The sequence below is a fragment of the Pseudomonas sp. FG1 genome, from assembly GCF_034313875.1.
GTDB lineage: Bacteria > Pseudomonadota > Gammaproteobacteria > Pseudomonadales > Pseudomonadaceae > Aquipseudomonas > Aquipseudomonas veronii.
Genome location: NZ_JAVIWP010000001.1, coordinates 3076514 through 3092395, shown reverse-complemented (window position 1 = coordinate 3092395; position 15882 = coordinate 3076514). Strand labels below are relative to the sequence as shown.

Annotated in this window: 14 protein-coding genes; all 14 read right to left on the bottom strand. The window is 54.4% G+C overall.

What is annotated here, in order from left to right; translation table 11 throughout:
• Positions 1 to 8: 8 nt before the first annotated feature.
• The 14 genes from RGV59_RS14300 to serC all read right to left on the bottom strand — a co-directional run bounded on the left by RGV59_RS14300 (position 9) and on the right by serC (position 15794).
• Entirely contained in the window at positions 9 to 911 is a 903-nt protein-coding gene (locus RGV59_RS14300; RefSeq protein ID WP_079443140.1) for a glycosyltransferase, read from the bottom strand.
• A complete protein-coding gene (locus RGV59_RS14295) occupies positions 908 to 1696 on the bottom strand; it encodes a glycosyltransferase (protein WP_079443139.1) in 789 nt (262 codons plus the stop codon). Before RGV59_RS14295 ends, RGV59_RS14300 begins: the two co-directional genes overlap by 4 nt.
• Positions 1693 to 2862 (bottom strand): O-antigen polymerase, encoded by a 1170-nt coding sequence (locus tag RGV59_RS14290; protein WP_126585887.1) that lies wholly within the window; start codon positions 2860 to 2862, stop codon positions 1693 to 1695. The genes RGV59_RS14295 and RGV59_RS14290 overlap by 4 nt, the downstream gene beginning before the upstream one ends.
• Positions 2835 to 4106, bottom strand: a complete 1272-nt coding sequence (locus RGV59_RS14285; protein ID WP_046384277.1) for a flippase — start codon at positions 4104 to 4106, stop codon at positions 2835 to 2837. The genes RGV59_RS14290 and RGV59_RS14285 overlap by 28 nt, the downstream gene beginning before the upstream one ends.
• Before the next feature lie 711 nt (positions 4107 to 4817).
• Entirely contained in the window at positions 4818 to 6185 is a 1368-nt protein-coding gene (locus tag RGV59_RS14280; protein WP_126585886.1) for a Wzz/FepE/Etk N-terminal domain-containing protein, read from the bottom strand.
• A 426-nt stretch (positions 6186 to 6611) separates the two neighbouring features.
• Positions 6612 to 6854, bottom strand: a complete 243-nt coding sequence (locus RGV59_RS14275) for a LapA family protein (RefSeq protein WP_126585885.1) — start codon at positions 6852 to 6854, stop codon at positions 6612 to 6614.
• Between the two features lie 24 nt (positions 6855 to 6878).
• Complete coding sequence (gene ihfB, locus RGV59_RS14270) at positions 6879 to 7175, bottom strand: integration host factor subunit beta (RefSeq protein WP_017848846.1); 297 nt, start codon at positions 7173 to 7175, stop codon at positions 6879 to 6881.
• Positions 7176 to 7306: 131 nt separating this feature from the next.
• Positions 7307 to 7591, bottom strand: coding sequence for a hypothetical protein (locus tag RGV59_RS14265; protein ID WP_017848847.1), 285 nt, complete (start codon positions 7589 to 7591; stop codon positions 7307 to 7309).
• A 162-nt stretch (positions 7592 to 7753) separates the two neighbouring features.
• Positions 7754 to 9448 carry a 30S ribosomal protein S1 gene (rpsA, locus tag RGV59_RS14260; RefSeq protein ID WP_003218806.1) on the bottom strand — a complete coding sequence of 565 codons (1695 nt, stop codon included), beginning with the start codon at positions 9446 to 9448 and terminating at the stop codon, positions 7754 to 7756.
• 119 nt (positions 9449 to 9567) lie between these two features.
• Entirely contained in the window at positions 9568 to 10257 is a 690-nt protein-coding gene (gene cmk, locus RGV59_RS14255) for a (d)CMP kinase (protein ID WP_017848848.1), read from the bottom strand.
• A complete protein-coding gene (locus RGV59_RS14250) occupies positions 10254 to 12464 on the bottom strand; it encodes a bifunctional prephenate dehydrogenase/3-phosphoshikimate 1-carboxyvinyltransferase (RefSeq protein ID WP_260473879.1) in 2211 nt (736 codons plus the stop codon). The genes cmk and RGV59_RS14250 overlap by 4 nt, the downstream gene beginning before the upstream one ends.
• 28 nt (positions 12465 to 12492) lie before the next feature.
• On the bottom strand, positions 12493 to 13605 hold the full coding sequence (gene hisC / locus RGV59_RS14245; protein WP_017848850.1) for a histidinol-phosphate transaminase: 1113 nt from the start codon (positions 13603 to 13605) through the stop codon (positions 12493 to 12495).
• A gap of 9 nt (positions 13606 to 13614) precedes the next feature.
• Complete coding sequence (pheA, locus tag RGV59_RS14240) at positions 13615 to 14709, bottom strand: prephenate dehydratase (RefSeq protein WP_017848851.1); 1095 nt, start codon at positions 14707 to 14709, stop codon at positions 13615 to 13617.
• Positions 14709 to 15794 carry a 3-phosphoserine/phosphohydroxythreonine transaminase gene (gene serC / locus RGV59_RS14235; protein ID WP_026140261.1) on the bottom strand — a complete coding sequence of 362 codons (1086 nt, stop codon included), beginning with the start codon at positions 15792 to 15794 and terminating at the stop codon, positions 14709 to 14711. Before serC ends, pheA begins: the two co-directional genes overlap by 1 nt.
• Between the last annotated feature and the right edge of the window lie 88 nt (positions 15795 to 15882).

Genomic DNA, 15882 nt, shown 5'->3' with positions numbered 1-15882 from the left:
CTGCGCTATCAAAATACGAACGTAAGCAACAGGACTACCATCAAGCGACAGGCATTTTTCTCCCGACGGAGCTCACCCGCCTTAAGCGCCAGACGCACTCGGCTCATGATCGAACCGCTTTTGATCAGACTCACAACGTCTTTTGCCGATGCTTCCGCGCCGGATTTTTCAGCTATCCAAAGGATATTGTCACGATACCAGCCATTGCGGATCAATCCGAGCTTACTTTTTAGGCCGGCAAAAGCACTCATAGCACCATAAACATTGGAGGCATGCTGCCGATAGAAAATATAGGCATTTTGATCAAACGCCCATCGAATATGACTAACCCGGCAGATAGCATAAATTAGCCAATCATGAGACCGGCCTTTATAGGACTGAATCCCAGATGTCACCTGCTTGACCCGCTCAAACGCGGCACGAGTCAAGACATATGTGCATCCTGCCGATGCACCTTGAAACAAATAATCAAACTTTTTTTGCGATTGCCCCTTATTCATGAACCGGGAGCGCTTCCGGCGGTTATCGTATGAGACCAGATTGGAGGAATAGGCGCCTGCCCCCTCCTTCTCGATAAGCCTGATCGCAGCCTCAAGCTTGTCAGGAGACCACACGTCATCCTGATCAGCTAAAGCTACATAATCGAACTCCGAGAGTGGGCACTGCTGAATTAGCTCAAAAAAATTACCCGCCGCAGAGCCTGTACCTACTCCCTGGTTATCCAAAATGGATATGTTCGAATGTTGCTCCTGAAACGACCGAATTATCGACTCCGTCGCATCAGTCGAACCGTCATCTCGCACAAACAGATGCCAATTTCCATGAGTCTGGAACAGAATAGATTGAAGCTGCTGCGCCAAAAACGCCTCACCATTGTAAGTCGCCATCAAGATAATTACTTTGGCACTCATTTACCCCCCCTCCTTTTCACCCAGCGCAGCAACAATGATAAAAAACAAAACATATCTAAAATTCGCGAGCGGAGAACAGCTGCTAACTTGCGACGCTTAGAGGGAGATGCATTAGAAGAATGCCGACGGTAATAGATTTTGTTTTCGTTCAAAAAGTGGACCTCCCCATTCATCAGGGCACAGCAACCCAGCCACCAGTCATGCATCGAAATTCGGTGGGCGAACGGTAGCGCCAACCTCAGCACTCTTCGGCGAACCCCCATACAACAACCAATAAATTCGTTCTTATAAAGCTGGGAAAACAAGCTAAAGCTCGGCGTGTAGCCCTGCGGATAAAAGCTAGTACCGGTTCGATCCGTAAATGCAAGAACCTCCGCATTTACTACGACTGTGGATACCTGCTCGTAGCTCGCGAATATCGCAAGGGAAGAAGACACACGACCTGACAACCATACGTCGTCTTGATCCGAAAGAAAGATAATTTCATTGCCCGCTTTGGAAAGCGCGGACTCAAAGGATTTAATGACACCCAGGTTGCGCTGATTAAAAAACACCTTTACGCGCTTATCTCTACCCATATAGGAAAGTAGTATTTCGCACGTTGTGTCCTTAGAGCAATCATCAACCACTACAAGCTCATCGCCTTCACGCAACTCTAACAATATCGAATCCAGTTGTTCGCGTAAGTACAACTCCCCATTATAGGTCGCCATACAAACAGAGACACTCAAGGCTCCGAACACGCTGTCTTGCCGCTTAACTTCTGATTCTGCAGAAACACTCATTGTTGATATTCCACTTGAACAACGCGCCCCATTCGCCCACGAATCAAATCCAGCAACCAGGCAAAAAATGCCAAAATCAAAAAGACCGGTAACCCTCTCAAAAACTGATCATCAAAAATCGACATGGCCGTTGCATAAACAGTGAACCCTGCAATCACTTGCCATAGAAATTTTCCTGTTCGGACAAAGAGCACGCAAGCAGCGGTGGATAGAAGGCCGTAAATTCCAAAAAAAATAAAAACACCTATCCCTCCAAAATCATGATAAGGCGGAAATATAGATGTAAACACATTGAGTGTTCCGGGGGTCTCTACAAAATCAAAATAAGACGGCGGCATCTCCATATGCATTGAAAAAAGCCCCTGAATAAATCGCGGCATCGTCAACAACGTATCGTAGTGCGGACTATCATATTTCACGTAATAATTAAGCCCTGACACTCCACCAAAAAAGTACACTTCAACATGCCGAACAAGCACATCAACCACTGAGTCTTCCCCAGGCAGGTGATCTTTCATCAACCACGCAAGGGCCAGAAACAAAACTATAAAACCAATCAACGAAATAAATATAACACGAAGCGGATTCTTACCCTGCAAAAGAACCCTGAGCAAGATGATCGCCATACCGATAAGCAATAAAGTACGAGAAAAACAAGCTATGCAAAGTAAAAAGTAAACCAACGCCCAAAAAAAACTGAACTTATTCTTCACTTCGTAATTTATAGAGATTACGAAAAGCACCGAGCAGGCCAAGCCATTCATCAGGACAGCCAAGACTCTTGGTGCAACCCCCCCCTCCGTCCATTCGTCTATAGCTTGATTTCGTAGTTCAGAAACACTATGTCCGGCCGCCACGGGGATTACCAAATTATCGAGTACAACCCACATCGCCAAAATAAAACACAATGATTTAAAATAAAAAAAACTTCTTTCTAACCTAAAATCCGGCCGCCGCAACGCGTTGCGCGTAAACACTACGACCATCACTGAGCCGAGCGCATAGCCAGCCAAAGCCAAAGAGACCGCCCACCAGGTGGCCGATAGAATTGGGTTAAACACTGAAGTACCTATAACTTCGTAGTAAACCCACTGAAAGCCCCACACTAGCAGTAACACACTCAATGGTGAAAACGTGACTAGCCAAGTATTTTTCTTACGGCCCATTGCAACAGCACCCAATCAATTAAGACCCTAAAGACCCATACTACTGCGGCCCCCTCAACCCCATAACTCAGGGTTGCCCAAATACAAGCGGGCACGTACAACGTAAACTCTAGAAGGTGAAACTTAGCGGGCACTTCCGGCATACCTTTGGAATGCAAGAAGAAAAAAGGCAACTGCGCAATAGAGTTCATAAACAACGCAAACGAAAACAGCGCGAAAATATTTTTATATTCCTCTAGACTGCGCCCAAGCCAAAGCTCAGCCATAAACTTAGAGCAGACCCAGAACACAATATAAAATACCGCCATCGCGACAATTAACAGTGTATTATAACGACGATAATTACTTTTTAGCGTTTCGCCATTTTCTTTGGCAAACCGTGGCAGTAGTGCCGATGCAAACGAAGCCGAAAATAGAACAGTGCGCCCCATCATCTCTTGGAGGACAGCGTACATCCCAACCATTTGAGCGCCCAACACAGTGGAAATAATGAATCTATCACCATACATCATCAACGGACTGATAATTGAGGACAGCAGCGCCCAGGCGCCATATGAAAGTAGCGCTTTCCTATGCGCAGGAAAAACTGCCTCCGCTCGGGATGATTTGTATTGCCGGCTTTGCTGAACGGCGTACCAACACCAAAATGAGGTCACTAGTCGGACGATAAAAAATGACACAGCTATCGCATATAAGGAATGAATGTTGTAAAAAGCAAGACAGGCTGGGGCGATAAAAAATACAGACCCCGTCACGCTTTTTATGACTGCAACGTCTCTAAAGCTGCCCAACCCCTCAAGCACGCCCCTCAGTCCGTTCCCCATGGCCGTAAGTGGGATGATCAGCGCTGTAATCCACAGTGCCCAAAGCGCTTCGTAATACATGTCCAAGTTGCTACCGAGCAACTTCCTTACTGTTACATCTGAAACAGCCATAACCAACAGCATTCCGATCAAACCGGCAATGCCAACAACTTGCATACCCGCTTTGACTGCCGGGGCCAAGGGATCGGGACTAACTGGATCATTGGAGCGTGTCGCAAAATAAGTAAGCGCTCTGGAAACGCCTAAATCAAAAATCCCAAAATAACCAATCAGCGCCCACATGATAGTCATAAAACCGAAACGCTCAGCGCCTAATTCTCGCGTCAGATACGGTATAAAAAGCAGCGCCGCCAGAATCGGAACAATGTTCCCGAGCAAATTGTATATTGTGTCATTTCTAACATTTAGTTCCAGCTTCATTCTTTTCATCCCGAACAGCTAAAGCACCAGCAACTACTGTTTCATATATAACGACACATTCACGAACCGCTTAATAAGCGGACACATCAAAGCGCCCACTAAAGGTACCCTTACAGTAGATGTAAACCAATACCCACCTCGATGTTTTACTATATCGATTAACAGTCTCCAGGTAGCGGAGCAACCTTGCTGTTCGTGCCCACCCATTCAACATGACCACCACCAATAAACACCTGAAAAAGGAGCCATAGCATCCTCAGTTGCTATGTGCAGAACGCCGGCCAACAGCAAACCACACGAAGGATAAAGCCCTCGGCGTACCAAAATCCGCCTGCAAGCCCCCCCAAAAAAACGTGGAGAAATGCAGGCGCCCCCCCCCGCCAGCAAGGATGACGCCCTGACTGAATGACCTCCATACCTCTAAAGCATCCGAAATGTCTGGATTACTCCTTACGGAAAGCGGGAAACAATAGTAGTACGAAATGCCAAGGAACAGGCCGAAAATTCACGTTTTTTGAATGGGCTAGCGTGGTTATTCGAGGTGAGCCTCCGCTCCATTCACTAGCAAGGATCTCTTCAGACGTCAAACCAAGACAGATTGTTCAAGCATCACGCGGGCCAAACGACTGCCTGCTTGAATATCCGCACACGAAAGCACTCAACTCATACCAACATCAATAGATGTGAGCCGTGAAAATTCCAGCACGCTGACTATTGGAGCATCTTGTTTGAACTTTGTTGCAGCCCCATCAGAGCATCCCCTGGAGTACGCCCTTGGGACGGCGGTTTGACGACATCAGCCTTTACGCCAATAGCGCTCACAAGAAAAGCATACTTGACGAGAACGATACCGACCGCAAGGATCAGCCCAGCAAGAACACCAAACATCACCACAAACAAGCGATTCGGGCTAGAAGGCTTCAAGGGCTCTAGGGCCTGCTGGTCGATACTCGCTAACTTCAAACTGGCCACATCAATACTCAAGTTGCTCAAGCGCGCAATCTCTGCCCGCAAAGGCTGAACATCGGCAAGAAAAACATCTTCATTTTTACGCGCACTCAGCACTTCAACCTCTCGATTGAACGCCAGCATCTGAAGCTCCTTGGCAATCTGTGCAATACGAGAATCGGTGAAGTCATCCGTTCTACGCAGATGCAGCGCTGCAAGCTCAGCTTTAAGCGCCTCCGTCCCCATAAAATACAGCGGGACTTGCTGATTGCTTATCTCCGTTCGCATAACACTGGCAGCATTCGTATTCATCTGCTCGCCGAGTGAGGATGGCGTAGTCGGCTTGTGGATGCCCAAGGATTTAGCAATGCTGATAGATTCGCTCAGTTGAGCGATACGATCGTTGCGCAAATTCCTCAATTGCGAGCGAAGCGCCTTCAATTCGTCCTGCAGTTGAGCGTGTCTCACTGAATCTGCTTCGCGCAACGACGCTATTCTAGCCTCTTTCTCGACACTGTAGTTCGACCGCGCCGATTCAAACTTTCCTTTCAGCTCGCTTATTCTATTTTTGATAATGGTATTCAAGTCCAACGATATCTGCATACGTTTCACATTGATGGCATAGTCAACGAAACCGTTAAGGATAGCGACGCCATCAATATCTTTGGGATATGTCATTTCAAGTTTTACATAGGCCCTAAGCGTATTCTTTTTTTCTGCTTCCGGAAGAATCAAACGGATCGAGTTTCGATTGAACTCTTCAAAAGATTGTTCCAACGTCCGCCCCGGCTCAACGAATTTTTCGAATAACCTTTGATTATCCCTGAAAAATGCCAGGCGAACATCGTAAGAGTCTAGGGCCGAACCCACTTCTATAAGCGCCTCAGATGGAGGAAGCTGATATATCTCTGAGCGATTCAGCGCATCCAACTCATTGACCGCTGCAGGGCGCAACACCGTACTGATCTTATATTCGGGAGTAGCAAGAAAAGCGTATGAGGCCGCGATCAGTCCCCCCCCAAGAGCAACCAGCAGCAAAAGTTTTTTTTGCTGCCAGACAAACTTGGAGATCTCTAAAAGATCGATTTCGGCGGAGGTTGTTACAGCGGGCGCACGAAAACTACTACTCACAACAAAAACCTGCCTTCAAAAAGAAACTGCGGGCTCGTTATGCAGACAAAATTGTGTCTTTTTTATTCTAATTAGATGACCGTCAAAACCCAGCGTCTCTGCCAAATTTCGAGCGCACAAAATGCCTGTTATCGAGAACAGATTTCATTTTGCCATCTCTCTGACATATTACAAGTCTTGACATGAGCGGTAGGCTTTTCCTACAGGTATAGGGGTAGCCCTGATGCAGCACGTCCAAGGAGAGTGAAAACAGAAAGGATTTTCCGAATCTACGAGCTGAAACCCAATGAATCCGCGGATTTTTTACTTGAGGGCGGCCGCATCATTACAAGGCGGCGCTGAAATTGACGGGCTATTTTAGGGCAGTTTTCTGACGAGTGGTTGTCTCAGCATGCATGCGATTTTTGTGGAACGGGAGAGAGCTCCCTAGGCACGCCCTGCAGGGGTCGACTTATGACGGCGACTGCGCACCAATACGCCTAACAATGGCCCTATCAGCATGCCGACAATCAACGCCACGATCACAAGCACCGACACCGGCATCTGCCCGGTCGCCAGGCCAAGGAACGAGAGAGACACGCCCTGCTGGTTTTCGAGCACAAACGCTATAACCACCAGTGCGACCACCAGCACTGTCAGCAACACCACGGCGCGCTTAATCCCACGCATAATCTTCTCCTACCCTAAAGACACTCAGACGTTTTCTTCTTCGTCTTCGTTCACTCGATCACGTAATTCCTTGCCCGGCTTGAAGTGAGGCACGAACTTGCCGTCCAGGCTGACGGATTGCCCGGTTTTAGGGTTACGGCCTACGCGCGGGGCGCGGTAGTGTAGCGAGAAGCTGCCAAACCCTCGGATCTCAATACGATCGCCCGTAGCCAGGCATTGGGACATTTGTTCAAGCATGGTCTTGATGGCCAGCTCCACATCCTTGGATGAGAGCAGCCCTTGATGGGTGACAATTCGTTCGATCAACTCCGACTTCGTCATATTTTTCCCTTCTTTTTCAAGCAGCTAGGAAAAGCGCTTCAAAGGTTTTAGCATGACTTGATGAATTTGAACAGCCCATCCAATAACTTATCTACACGCCAGATCGACTTCACTATCAAGCGCTTACGCGCTCAATTGCAGATCACCAGCATCGTGCGGGTAACGGCGCCTGCCGGGTTCCAGCCGAACAAGTAATCCCCTTCCTCGTCCTTGGCGTCACTGGACCTTGTGATGACCTTGTACCCCTGCATCTTGCACTCTCGAGCCGCGCGCTTCTCACACTTCTCCCAGTTGGAGCCCAAGCCTGAGCAGTCGATCTCGATGCCACTGACGCCATGCCGTGCGTGAGTCTTGGCATTGGTGGCGGCGCAACCTGCAAGCATGGCCATTGCGAACACTAAGATGAGCCTGTTCATTGAAAATCCTTACTGAATCAGCAGCACGGGAATAGCTTATCCAAAGACTATAATCAGTTCTGACACCGATCAGCTCTACGTGATTCTAAGTTGTTGATTCAACAAATTTCAGGCACAAAAAAGGGCGACCGAAGTCGCCCTTTTTCTATGGTCTGACAGAACTCAGTTCTGTTTTTCCATTTGTGCACGCAGCAGGTCGCCCAGAGTGGTAGGACCAGCAGAAGGCTCAGAGGTAGCTGGCTTGTCGCGCAGGCTCTGGATGGCTTCTTTCTCTTCAGCATCGTCTTTCGACTTGATGGAGAGCTGGATTACGCGGCTCTTGCGGTCAACGCTGATGATCTTGGCTTCTACTTCTTCGCCTTCTTTCAGAACGTTGCGCGCGTCTTCAACGCGGTCACGGCTGATTTCGGAGGCTTTCAGAGTCGCTTCGATATCGTCGGCCAGGGTGATGATGGCGCCTTTAGCGTCAACTTCTTTCACGATGCCTTTAACGATTGCGCCTTTGTCGTTCTCTTGAACGTACTCGGAGAACGGATCGCTTTCCAGTTGCTTGATGCCCAGGGAGATGCGCTCGCGCTCTGGGTCAACCGACAGGATAACGGTGTCCAGCTCGTCGCCCTTCTTGAAGCGACGAACAGCTTCTTCGCCCACTTCGTTCCAGGAGATGTCGGACAGGTGAACCAGGCCGTCGATGCCGCCGTCCAGACCAATGAAGATACCGAAATCGGTGATCGACTTGATGGTGCCGGAGATTTTATCGCCCTTGTTGAACTGGCCAGAGAAATCTTCCCATGGGTTAGATTTGCACTGCTTGATGCCCAGGGAGATACGACGACGCTCTTCGTCGATGTCCAGAACCATAACTTCCACTTCGTCGCCGACTTGTACGACTTTCGAAGGGTGGATGTTTTTGTTGGTCCAGTCCATTTCGGAAACGTGTACCAGGCCTTCAACGCCTTCTTCCAGCTCAGCGAAGCAGCCGTAGTCAGTCAGGTTGGTAACACGCGCGGTCACGCGGGTGCTTTCTGGGTAACGGGCTTTGATAGCGACCCATGGATCTTCACCCAGTTGCTTCAGGCCCAGGGAAACACGGTTGCGTTCGCGATCGTATTTCAGAACCTTGACATCGATCTCGTCGCCAACGTTGACGATTTCGGAAGGATGCTTGATACGCTTCCAAGCCATGTCGGTAATGTGCAGCAGGCCATCGACGCCACCCAGATCGACGAATGCGCCGTAATCGGTGAGGTTCTTGACGATACCTTTGACTTGTTGGCCTTCCTGCAGGGATTCCAGCAGAGCTTCACGCTCGGCGGAGTTCTCTGCTTCCAGGACGCTGCGACGGGAAACGACAACGTTGTTGCGTTTCTGATCGAGCTTGATGACCTTGAATTCGAGTTCCTTGCCTTCCAGGTGCGTGGTGTCGCGCACTGGACGGACGTCGACCAAAGAACCTGGCAGGAACGCACGGATGCCGTTAACGTCGACAGTGAAGCCGCCTTTAACCTTACCGTTGATAACGCCCTTGACCACTTCTTCAGCTGCGAAGGCTGCTTCGAGAACAATCCAGCATTCAGCGCGCTTGGCTTTTTCACGGGACAGCTTGGTTTCACCGAAACCGTCTTCAACCGAGTCCAGAGCAACGTGAACTTCGTCACCGACATTGATAGTCAGATCGCCAGCGTCGTTGTAGAACTGCTCAAGCGGGATGAGTGCTTCAGACTTCAGACCAGCGTGAACGGTTACCCAGCGAGCTTGGTAATCGATATCAACGATAACACCGGTGATGATGGAGCCTGCCTGAAGGTTCAGGGTTTTTAGGCTTTCTTCAAAGAGTTCCGCAAAGCTTTCGCTCATTTTAATTCCTGTTGATAAGGGCGAAGAATACGCCCATCTCCACGCCCCAGACGGTGTGGGTTAGTTTCAATTAAAAGAAGCACCGCAGGACTATGACTGGTCCCCTGCAGACTTCTTGGTCACCCGGCGATATCGCGAATAGCGATTTCACTCAAGATGCGTTCCAGCACCTGCTCGATGGACAACTCCGTTGAATCCAGCTGTATGGCATCAGCCGCCGGCTTGAGCGGGGCTACTGCGCGCTGGGTATCACGCTCGTCGCGTGCACGGATCTCATCTAGCAGACTCGACAGACTAACACCATCCACTTTGCCCTTCAACTGCAAGTAGCGGCGACGCGCCCGCTCCTCGGCACTGGCGGTCAGGAAAATCTTCAGCGGCGCCTCGGGAAATACCACCGTGCCCATGTCGCGGCCATCGGCTACCAGGCCCGGCGGTTCCTGAAACGCGCGCTGGCGCTGCAACAGCGCATCACGCACGGCCGGCAGCGCGGCAACCTGGGAGGCCCAGGAACCGACTTGTTCGTTACGCAGGTCATCGGTCACATCGTCCCCTTCCAGGATGATGCGCTGGGGATGACCTTCCGTCGCAGCGACGAACTGCACATCAAGGTGCGCCGCCAGCAGCTTCAGGGATTCTTCGTTGGTGAGGTCGACGCCGTGGTTGCGGGCGGCAAATGCCAGCAGGCGGTACAGCGCGCCGGAATCCAGCAGGCACCAGCCCAGGCGCTTGGCCAGGATGCCGGCGATCGTGCCTTTGCCCGAGCCGCTTGGCCCGTCGATGGTAATCACCGGTGCTTTGATATTCACAATTGAGCCTCTTGGGCAACACGGATGCCGACTTGGGCACACAGTGTAAGAAAGTTCGGAAAAGACGTAGCAACATTGGCGCAGTCACGGATACGAATCGGCGCCGTTGCCCGCAGCGAAGCCACGCTGAACGCCATGGCGATCCGGTGATCGCCATGGGTATGCACTTCGCCACCGCCCATCAGGCCACCGTCAATGATAATCCCATCAGGGGTGGGTTCACACTTCACGCCAAGGGCGAGCAGACCGTCGGCCATGACCTGGATACGGTCGGACTCCTTGACCCGCAATTCTTGTGCACCGCGCAGGACGGTTCGCCCTTCAGCGCAGGCAGCAGCCACAAACAGCACAGGAAATTCATCGATTGCCAACGGCACCAGCGCTTCGGGGATCTCGATCCCTTTCAACGCAGCCGCCCGCACCCGCAGGTCGGCCACCGGTTCGCCGCCCACTTCGCGCGGGTTTTCCAGGCGGATATCCGCGCCCATCAGCCGCAGGATATCGATCACCCCGGTGCGCGTCGGATTGATGCCGACATGCTCCAGCAACAGTTCGGAGCCTTCGGCGATTGACGCCGCCACCAGGAAAAACGCCGACGAGGAAATATCCCCCGGTACTTCAATATGGGTGGCGACCAGCGCATGGCCCGACTCGACCGTTGCCGTTGCGCCCACGACCGCTACCGGATAACCAAAACCGCGCAGCATGCGCTCGGTATGGTCACGGGTCGGTGCCGGCTCGGTGACGGACGTCTTGCCCTCGGCATACAGGCCCGCCAGCAGCAGGCAGGATTTGACCTGCGCACTGGCCATCGGCAGCACATACGTCAGGCCTTTCAACTTCTGGCCGCCACGGATGGTCAGCGGTGGGCGCCCTTCCGGCCCGGTTTCGATCACCGCGCCCATCTTCCGCAGCGGCTCGGCCACGCGGTTCATTGGGCGCTTGGACAACGAAGCATCGCCGGTCAGCACGCTGTCGAAGGCCTGTGCGGCGAGTAAGCCGGACAGCAGGCGCATGGAGGTGCCGGAGTTACCGAGATAAATCGGCCCCGGGGCCGGCTTCAAACCATGAAGCCCGACACCATGAATGGTCACGCGCCCGTGGTGCGGCCCCTCGATCACCACGCCCATGTCGCGAAACGCCTGCAAGGTCGCCAGGGCATCTTCACCCTCAAGGAAACCTTCGACTTCGGTCACGCCCTCGGCCAACGAACCGAGCATGATCGACCGATGGGAGATCGACTTGTCGCCCGGCACCCGAATACGCCCGCTCAGGCGGCCGCCCGGGTTGGCGAGGAAAGTCAGGTCGTCGGCGTTCACTGCGGTTTCCATGTAGGCCCGGCGTGCCAGGATCTTGCTGAAATGTTCACGCGCCACCCGCGCACGGGTAAACACACCCAATAATTGGTGGCCATCCCCGGCATCGACCGCGTCGCGCAAGGCGTCAAGGTCGCTGCGGAAAGTGTCCAGGGTGCGCAACACGGCCTCGCGGTTGGCGAGGAAGATGTCGTGCCACATCACCGGGTCGCTGCCGGCGATCCGCGTGAAATCGCGAAAGCCACCGGCGGCATAGCGGAAAATCTCGAGGTTTTCGTTGCGTTTGGCCAACGAATCCACCAACCCAAACGCCAACAGATGAGGCAAATGACTGGTCGCCGCCAGCACTTCGTCGTGGCGCTCGACCTGCATATGCTCGACATCCGCGCCCAGCTCGCGCCATAGACGATCGACCACGGCCAAGGCTACCGGATCGGTTTGCGCCAACGGTGTCAAAATCACTTTATGCCGACGGAACAACTGCGCATTGGACGCTTCCACCCCGCTCTGCTCGGAACCGGCAATCGGATGGCCCGGCACAAAACGCGCGGGCATCTCGCCAAACGCCTGCTGCGCCGCCCGCACCACATTGCCCTTGGCGCTGCCGACGTCGGTGAGGATCGCCTGGCCGAGGTCCATGCCGGCCAGCACCGCCAGCAACTTCTCCATGGCCAGGATCGGCACGGCGAGCTGGATCACATCGGCGCCCTGGCATGCGAGCGCCAGGTCGGTTTCACAGCGATCGACGACACCCAGCTCAACCGCCAACTTGCACGATTGCGGGTCCAGGTCCACGCCGACCACTTCGCCACACAACCCGCTCTCGCGCAGGCCCTTGGCGAAGGAACCACCGATCAACCCCAGACCGACCACCACCAGGCGACCGATCATAGGCACAGCAGGTTGCAATGCAGTGACATCAACCACGGGCCAGAACCTTGGCCAGCGCCTCCAGGAAGCGGCTGTTCTCAGCCGGCAGACCGACGGTGATGCGCAGGTGGTTCGGCATGCCGTAGTTGGCCACCGGACGCACGATCACGCCTTCGCGCAGCAAGCCCTGGAACACCGGGGCCGCCACTTGGCCGAGATCGACGCAGATGAAGTTGCCCTTGGACGGAATCCAGCCCAGGCCCAGCTCACGAAAGCCTGCCTGCAACTGCAGCATGCCGCTTTCGTTGATGCGACGCCCTTCTTCCAGGTACTCGGCATCCTGCAACGCTGCGCAGGCCGCCGCCAGGGCAAGGCTGTTGACGTTGAACGGCTGGCGCACACGGTTGAGCACATCGGCCACCACCGCCGTCGACAGGCCGTAGCCGACGCGCAGCGACGCCAGGCCATAAGCCTTGGAGAATGTGCGCGAGACCAGCAGGTTCGGGTAGGCCGCGAGGAAATCCAGGCCGTCGGGCAGGTCGCTGCCTTCGGCGTACTCGATGTAGGCCTCGTCCAGCACCACCAGCACATGTTCCGGCACATCCTGTAGGAAGTCGTTCAGTGCCTGCGCATCGAACCAGGTGCCGGTCGGGTTGTTCGGGTTGGCGATAAACACGACGCGGGTCTGTGCATCGATCGCCGCCAGCATGGCCGGCAGGTCGTGACCCCAGTCCTTGGCAGGAATCACCCGCGCATCGGCACCGACGGCCTGGGTGACGATCGGGTAGACCGCAAACGCGTGCTCGCTGAACACGGCGTTCAGGCCGGGCGCCAGATAGGCGCGACCGACCAGTTCAAGAATGTCGTTGGAGCCGTTGCCCAGGGTCACCTGATTCAGCTCGACCCCGCACTTCTGCGCCAGCAGGGACTTGAGGGCAAAACCGTTGCCATCCGGATAACGGGTCAGCTCGGCCAGCTCTTCACGAATCGCCGCCAGCACCTTGGGGCTTGGGCCCAGAGGGTTCTCGTTACTGGCCAGCTTGACGATCTTCGCCGGGTCCAGGTTCAACTCACGCGCCAGCTCGTCCACAGGCTTGCCTGGAACGTAAGGCGACAGTTGTTGCACGCCCGGCTGCGCCAGGGCGAGGAAGTTGCCACTCATGTTAACGCCTCACAAAACCGCTTTCGGGTAAGAGCCCAGCACCTTGAGTGCCACGGCTTCCTGACTGATTTTCTCGAGCACGCTTTTGACCAGCGGATCGCGGTGATGGCCGATGAAGTCGATAAAAAACACGTAGGTCCATTTACCGCTGCGCGAAGGACGAGTCTCGATGCGCGTCAGGTCAATCCCGTTGTCGTGGAACGGCACCAGCAGTTCATGCAGCGCGCCGGGCTTGTTGCTCATGGAGACGATGATCGAGGTCTTGTCGTCGCCAGTCGGCGGCACTTCCTGGCTGCCGATCATCAAAAAGCGCGTGGAGTTGTCCGGGCGGTCTTCGATTTTTTCGGCCAGGCGCGTCAGGCCGTACAGGCCCGCCGCCATATCGCCGGCAATCGCCGCCGAGTTCCACTCGCCCTTGACCCGCTTGGCCGCTTCGGCGTTGCTGGACACCGCCACGCGCTCGACATTCGGGTAATGGGCATCCAGCCACTTGCGGCACTGGGCCAGGGACTGGGCGTGGGAGTAGATGCGGCTGATGCTGTCGGTCTTGGTGTTTTCACCCACCAGCAAATGGTGGTGGATGCGCAGCTCGACTTCGCCGCAGATCACCATGTCGTGCTCAAGGAAGCTGTCCAGGGTGTGGTTGACCGCGCCTTCGGTGGAGTTTTCCACCGGCACCACGCCAAAATTCACCGCGCCGGCCGCCACTTCACGGAACACTTCGTCGATCGCTGCCATCGGCTTGCTGATCACCGCGTGGCCGAAGTGCTTCATCGCCGCCGCCTGGGTGAAGGTGCCTTCCGGACCGAGGTAAGCCACTTTCAGCGGCTGCTCGAGCGCCAGGCAGGAAGACATGATTTCACGGAACAACCGCGCCATCTCTTCGTTACCCAACGGCCCCTTGTTGCGCTCCATCACGCGCTTGAGCACCTGGGCTTCACGCTCCGGACGGTAGAACACCGGCACTTCGCCTTCCGCCAGGGACGCCATCTTCACCCGCGCCACTTCCTGGGCACAGCGCGCGCGCTCGCTGATCAGCTCCAGGACTTTCTCGTCCAGGCTGTCAATGCGTACACGCAGGGCCTTGAGTTCTTGCTCAGACATTAGCCGTGTTCCTTTTCGAACTCTGCCATGTAGGCCACCAACGCGTTGATGGCATTGATATCGACAGCGTTATAGATGGAGGCGCGCATGCCGCCCACCGAACGGTGACCCTTGAGGTTCAGCAGGCCGCGCGCCTCGGCACCGGCCAGGAACGGCTTGTCCAGACGGTCGTCGGCCAGGCGGAACGGAACGTTCATCCACGAGCGGTCGGTCAGGTTGATCGGGTTGCTGTACAAACCGCTGGCGTCGATGAAGTCGTACAGGGTGCGCTTCTTCACTTCGTTGAGCTTGCCCATGGCGGCAACGCCGCCCTGCTCTTTGAGCCACTCGAACACCAGGCCCGAGAGGTACCAGGCAAACGCCGGCGGCGTGTTGTACATCGAGCCGTTGTCGGCCGCGACCTTGTAGTTGAGCATGGTCGGGCACAGCGAGCGGGCGCGACCGAGCAGGTCTTCACGGACGATGTTGACCAGGATGCCGCTCGGGCCGATGTTCTTCTGCGCGCCGGCGTAGATCATGCCGTACTTGGACACATCGATCGGCCGCGAGAGAATGTCCGAAGACATGTCGCACACCAGCGGCACGTCACCCACTTGCGGCACCCAGTCGAATTCCAGGCCGCCGATGGTTTCGTTGGCCACGTAGTGTACGTAGGCCGCGTCCTTCGACAGCTTCCACTCGTTCTGACCTGGAATCGCGAAGTAATCGTAAGGCTTGGCGGTACCGGCGACGTTGACGTTGCCGTAGCGCGCAGCTTCTTCGATGGCTTTCTGCGACCAGATACCGGTGTCGATGTAATCGGCCGTGCCGTCTTCGGGCAGCAGGTTCAGCGGCACCTGGGCGAACTGCTGGCTCGCGCCGCCCTGCAGGAACAGCACTTTGTAGTCGGAGGGAATGTCCAGCAAGTCGCGCAGGTCCTGCTCGGCCTTGGTGGCGATGGACACGAACTCATCACTGCGATGGCTCATTTCCATCACAGAGAGGCCTTTTCCATGCCAATCGAGGAGTTCACCCTGCGCGCGCTGCAGGACTGCTTCAGGAAGCGCCGCGGGACCGGCACAGAAGTTATAGGCTCTCTTGCTCACATCCAATCTCACTCTGATCTGGTGGGGGTGGTGCAATAAATCGAATATTAACTGCTAACGCTGCCTGTAGGAGCGGGCTTGCCCGCGA

Coding starts and splice junctions, on each gene's coding strand:
- RGV59_RS14300 (WP_079443140.1), bottom strand. CDS start 911: ATGAGTGCCAAAGTAATTATCTTGATGGCGACTTACAATGGTGAGGCG.
- RGV59_RS14295 (WP_079443139.1), bottom strand. CDS start 1,696: ATGAGTGTTTCTGCAGAATCAGAAGTTAAGCGGCAAGACAGCGTGTTC.
- RGV59_RS14290 (WP_126585887.1), bottom strand. CDS start 2,862: ATGGGCCGTAAGAAAAATACTTGGCTAGTCACGTTTTCACCATTGAGT.
- RGV59_RS14285 (WP_046384277.1), bottom strand. CDS start 4,106: ATGAAGCTGGAACTAAATGTTAGAAATGACACAATATACAATTTGCTC.
- RGV59_RS14275 (WP_126585885.1), bottom strand. CDS start 6,854: ATGCGTGGGATTAAGCGCGCCGTGGTGTTGCTGACAGTGCTGGTGGTC.
- ihfB (WP_017848846.1), bottom strand. CDS start 7,175: ATGACGAAGTCGGAGTTGATCGAACGAATTGTCACCCATCAAGGGCTG.
- RGV59_RS14265 (WP_017848847.1), bottom strand. CDS start 7,591: ATGAACAGGCTCATCTTAGTGTTCGCAATGGCCATGCTTGCAGGTTGC.
- rpsA (WP_003218806.1), bottom strand. CDS start 9,448: ATGAGCGAAAGCTTTGCGGAACTCTTTGAAGAAAGCCTAAAAACCCTG.
- RGV59_RS14250 (WP_260473879.1), bottom strand. CDS start 12,464: ATGATCGGTCGCCTGGTGGTGGTCGGTCTGGGGTTGATCGGTGGTTCC.
- hisC (WP_017848850.1), bottom strand. CDS start 13,605: ATGAGTGGCAACTTCCTCGCCCTGGCGCAGCCGGGCGTGCAACAACTG.
- pheA (WP_017848851.1), bottom strand. CDS start 14,709: ATGTCTGAGCAAGAACTCAAGGCCCTGCGTGTACGCATTGACAGCCTG.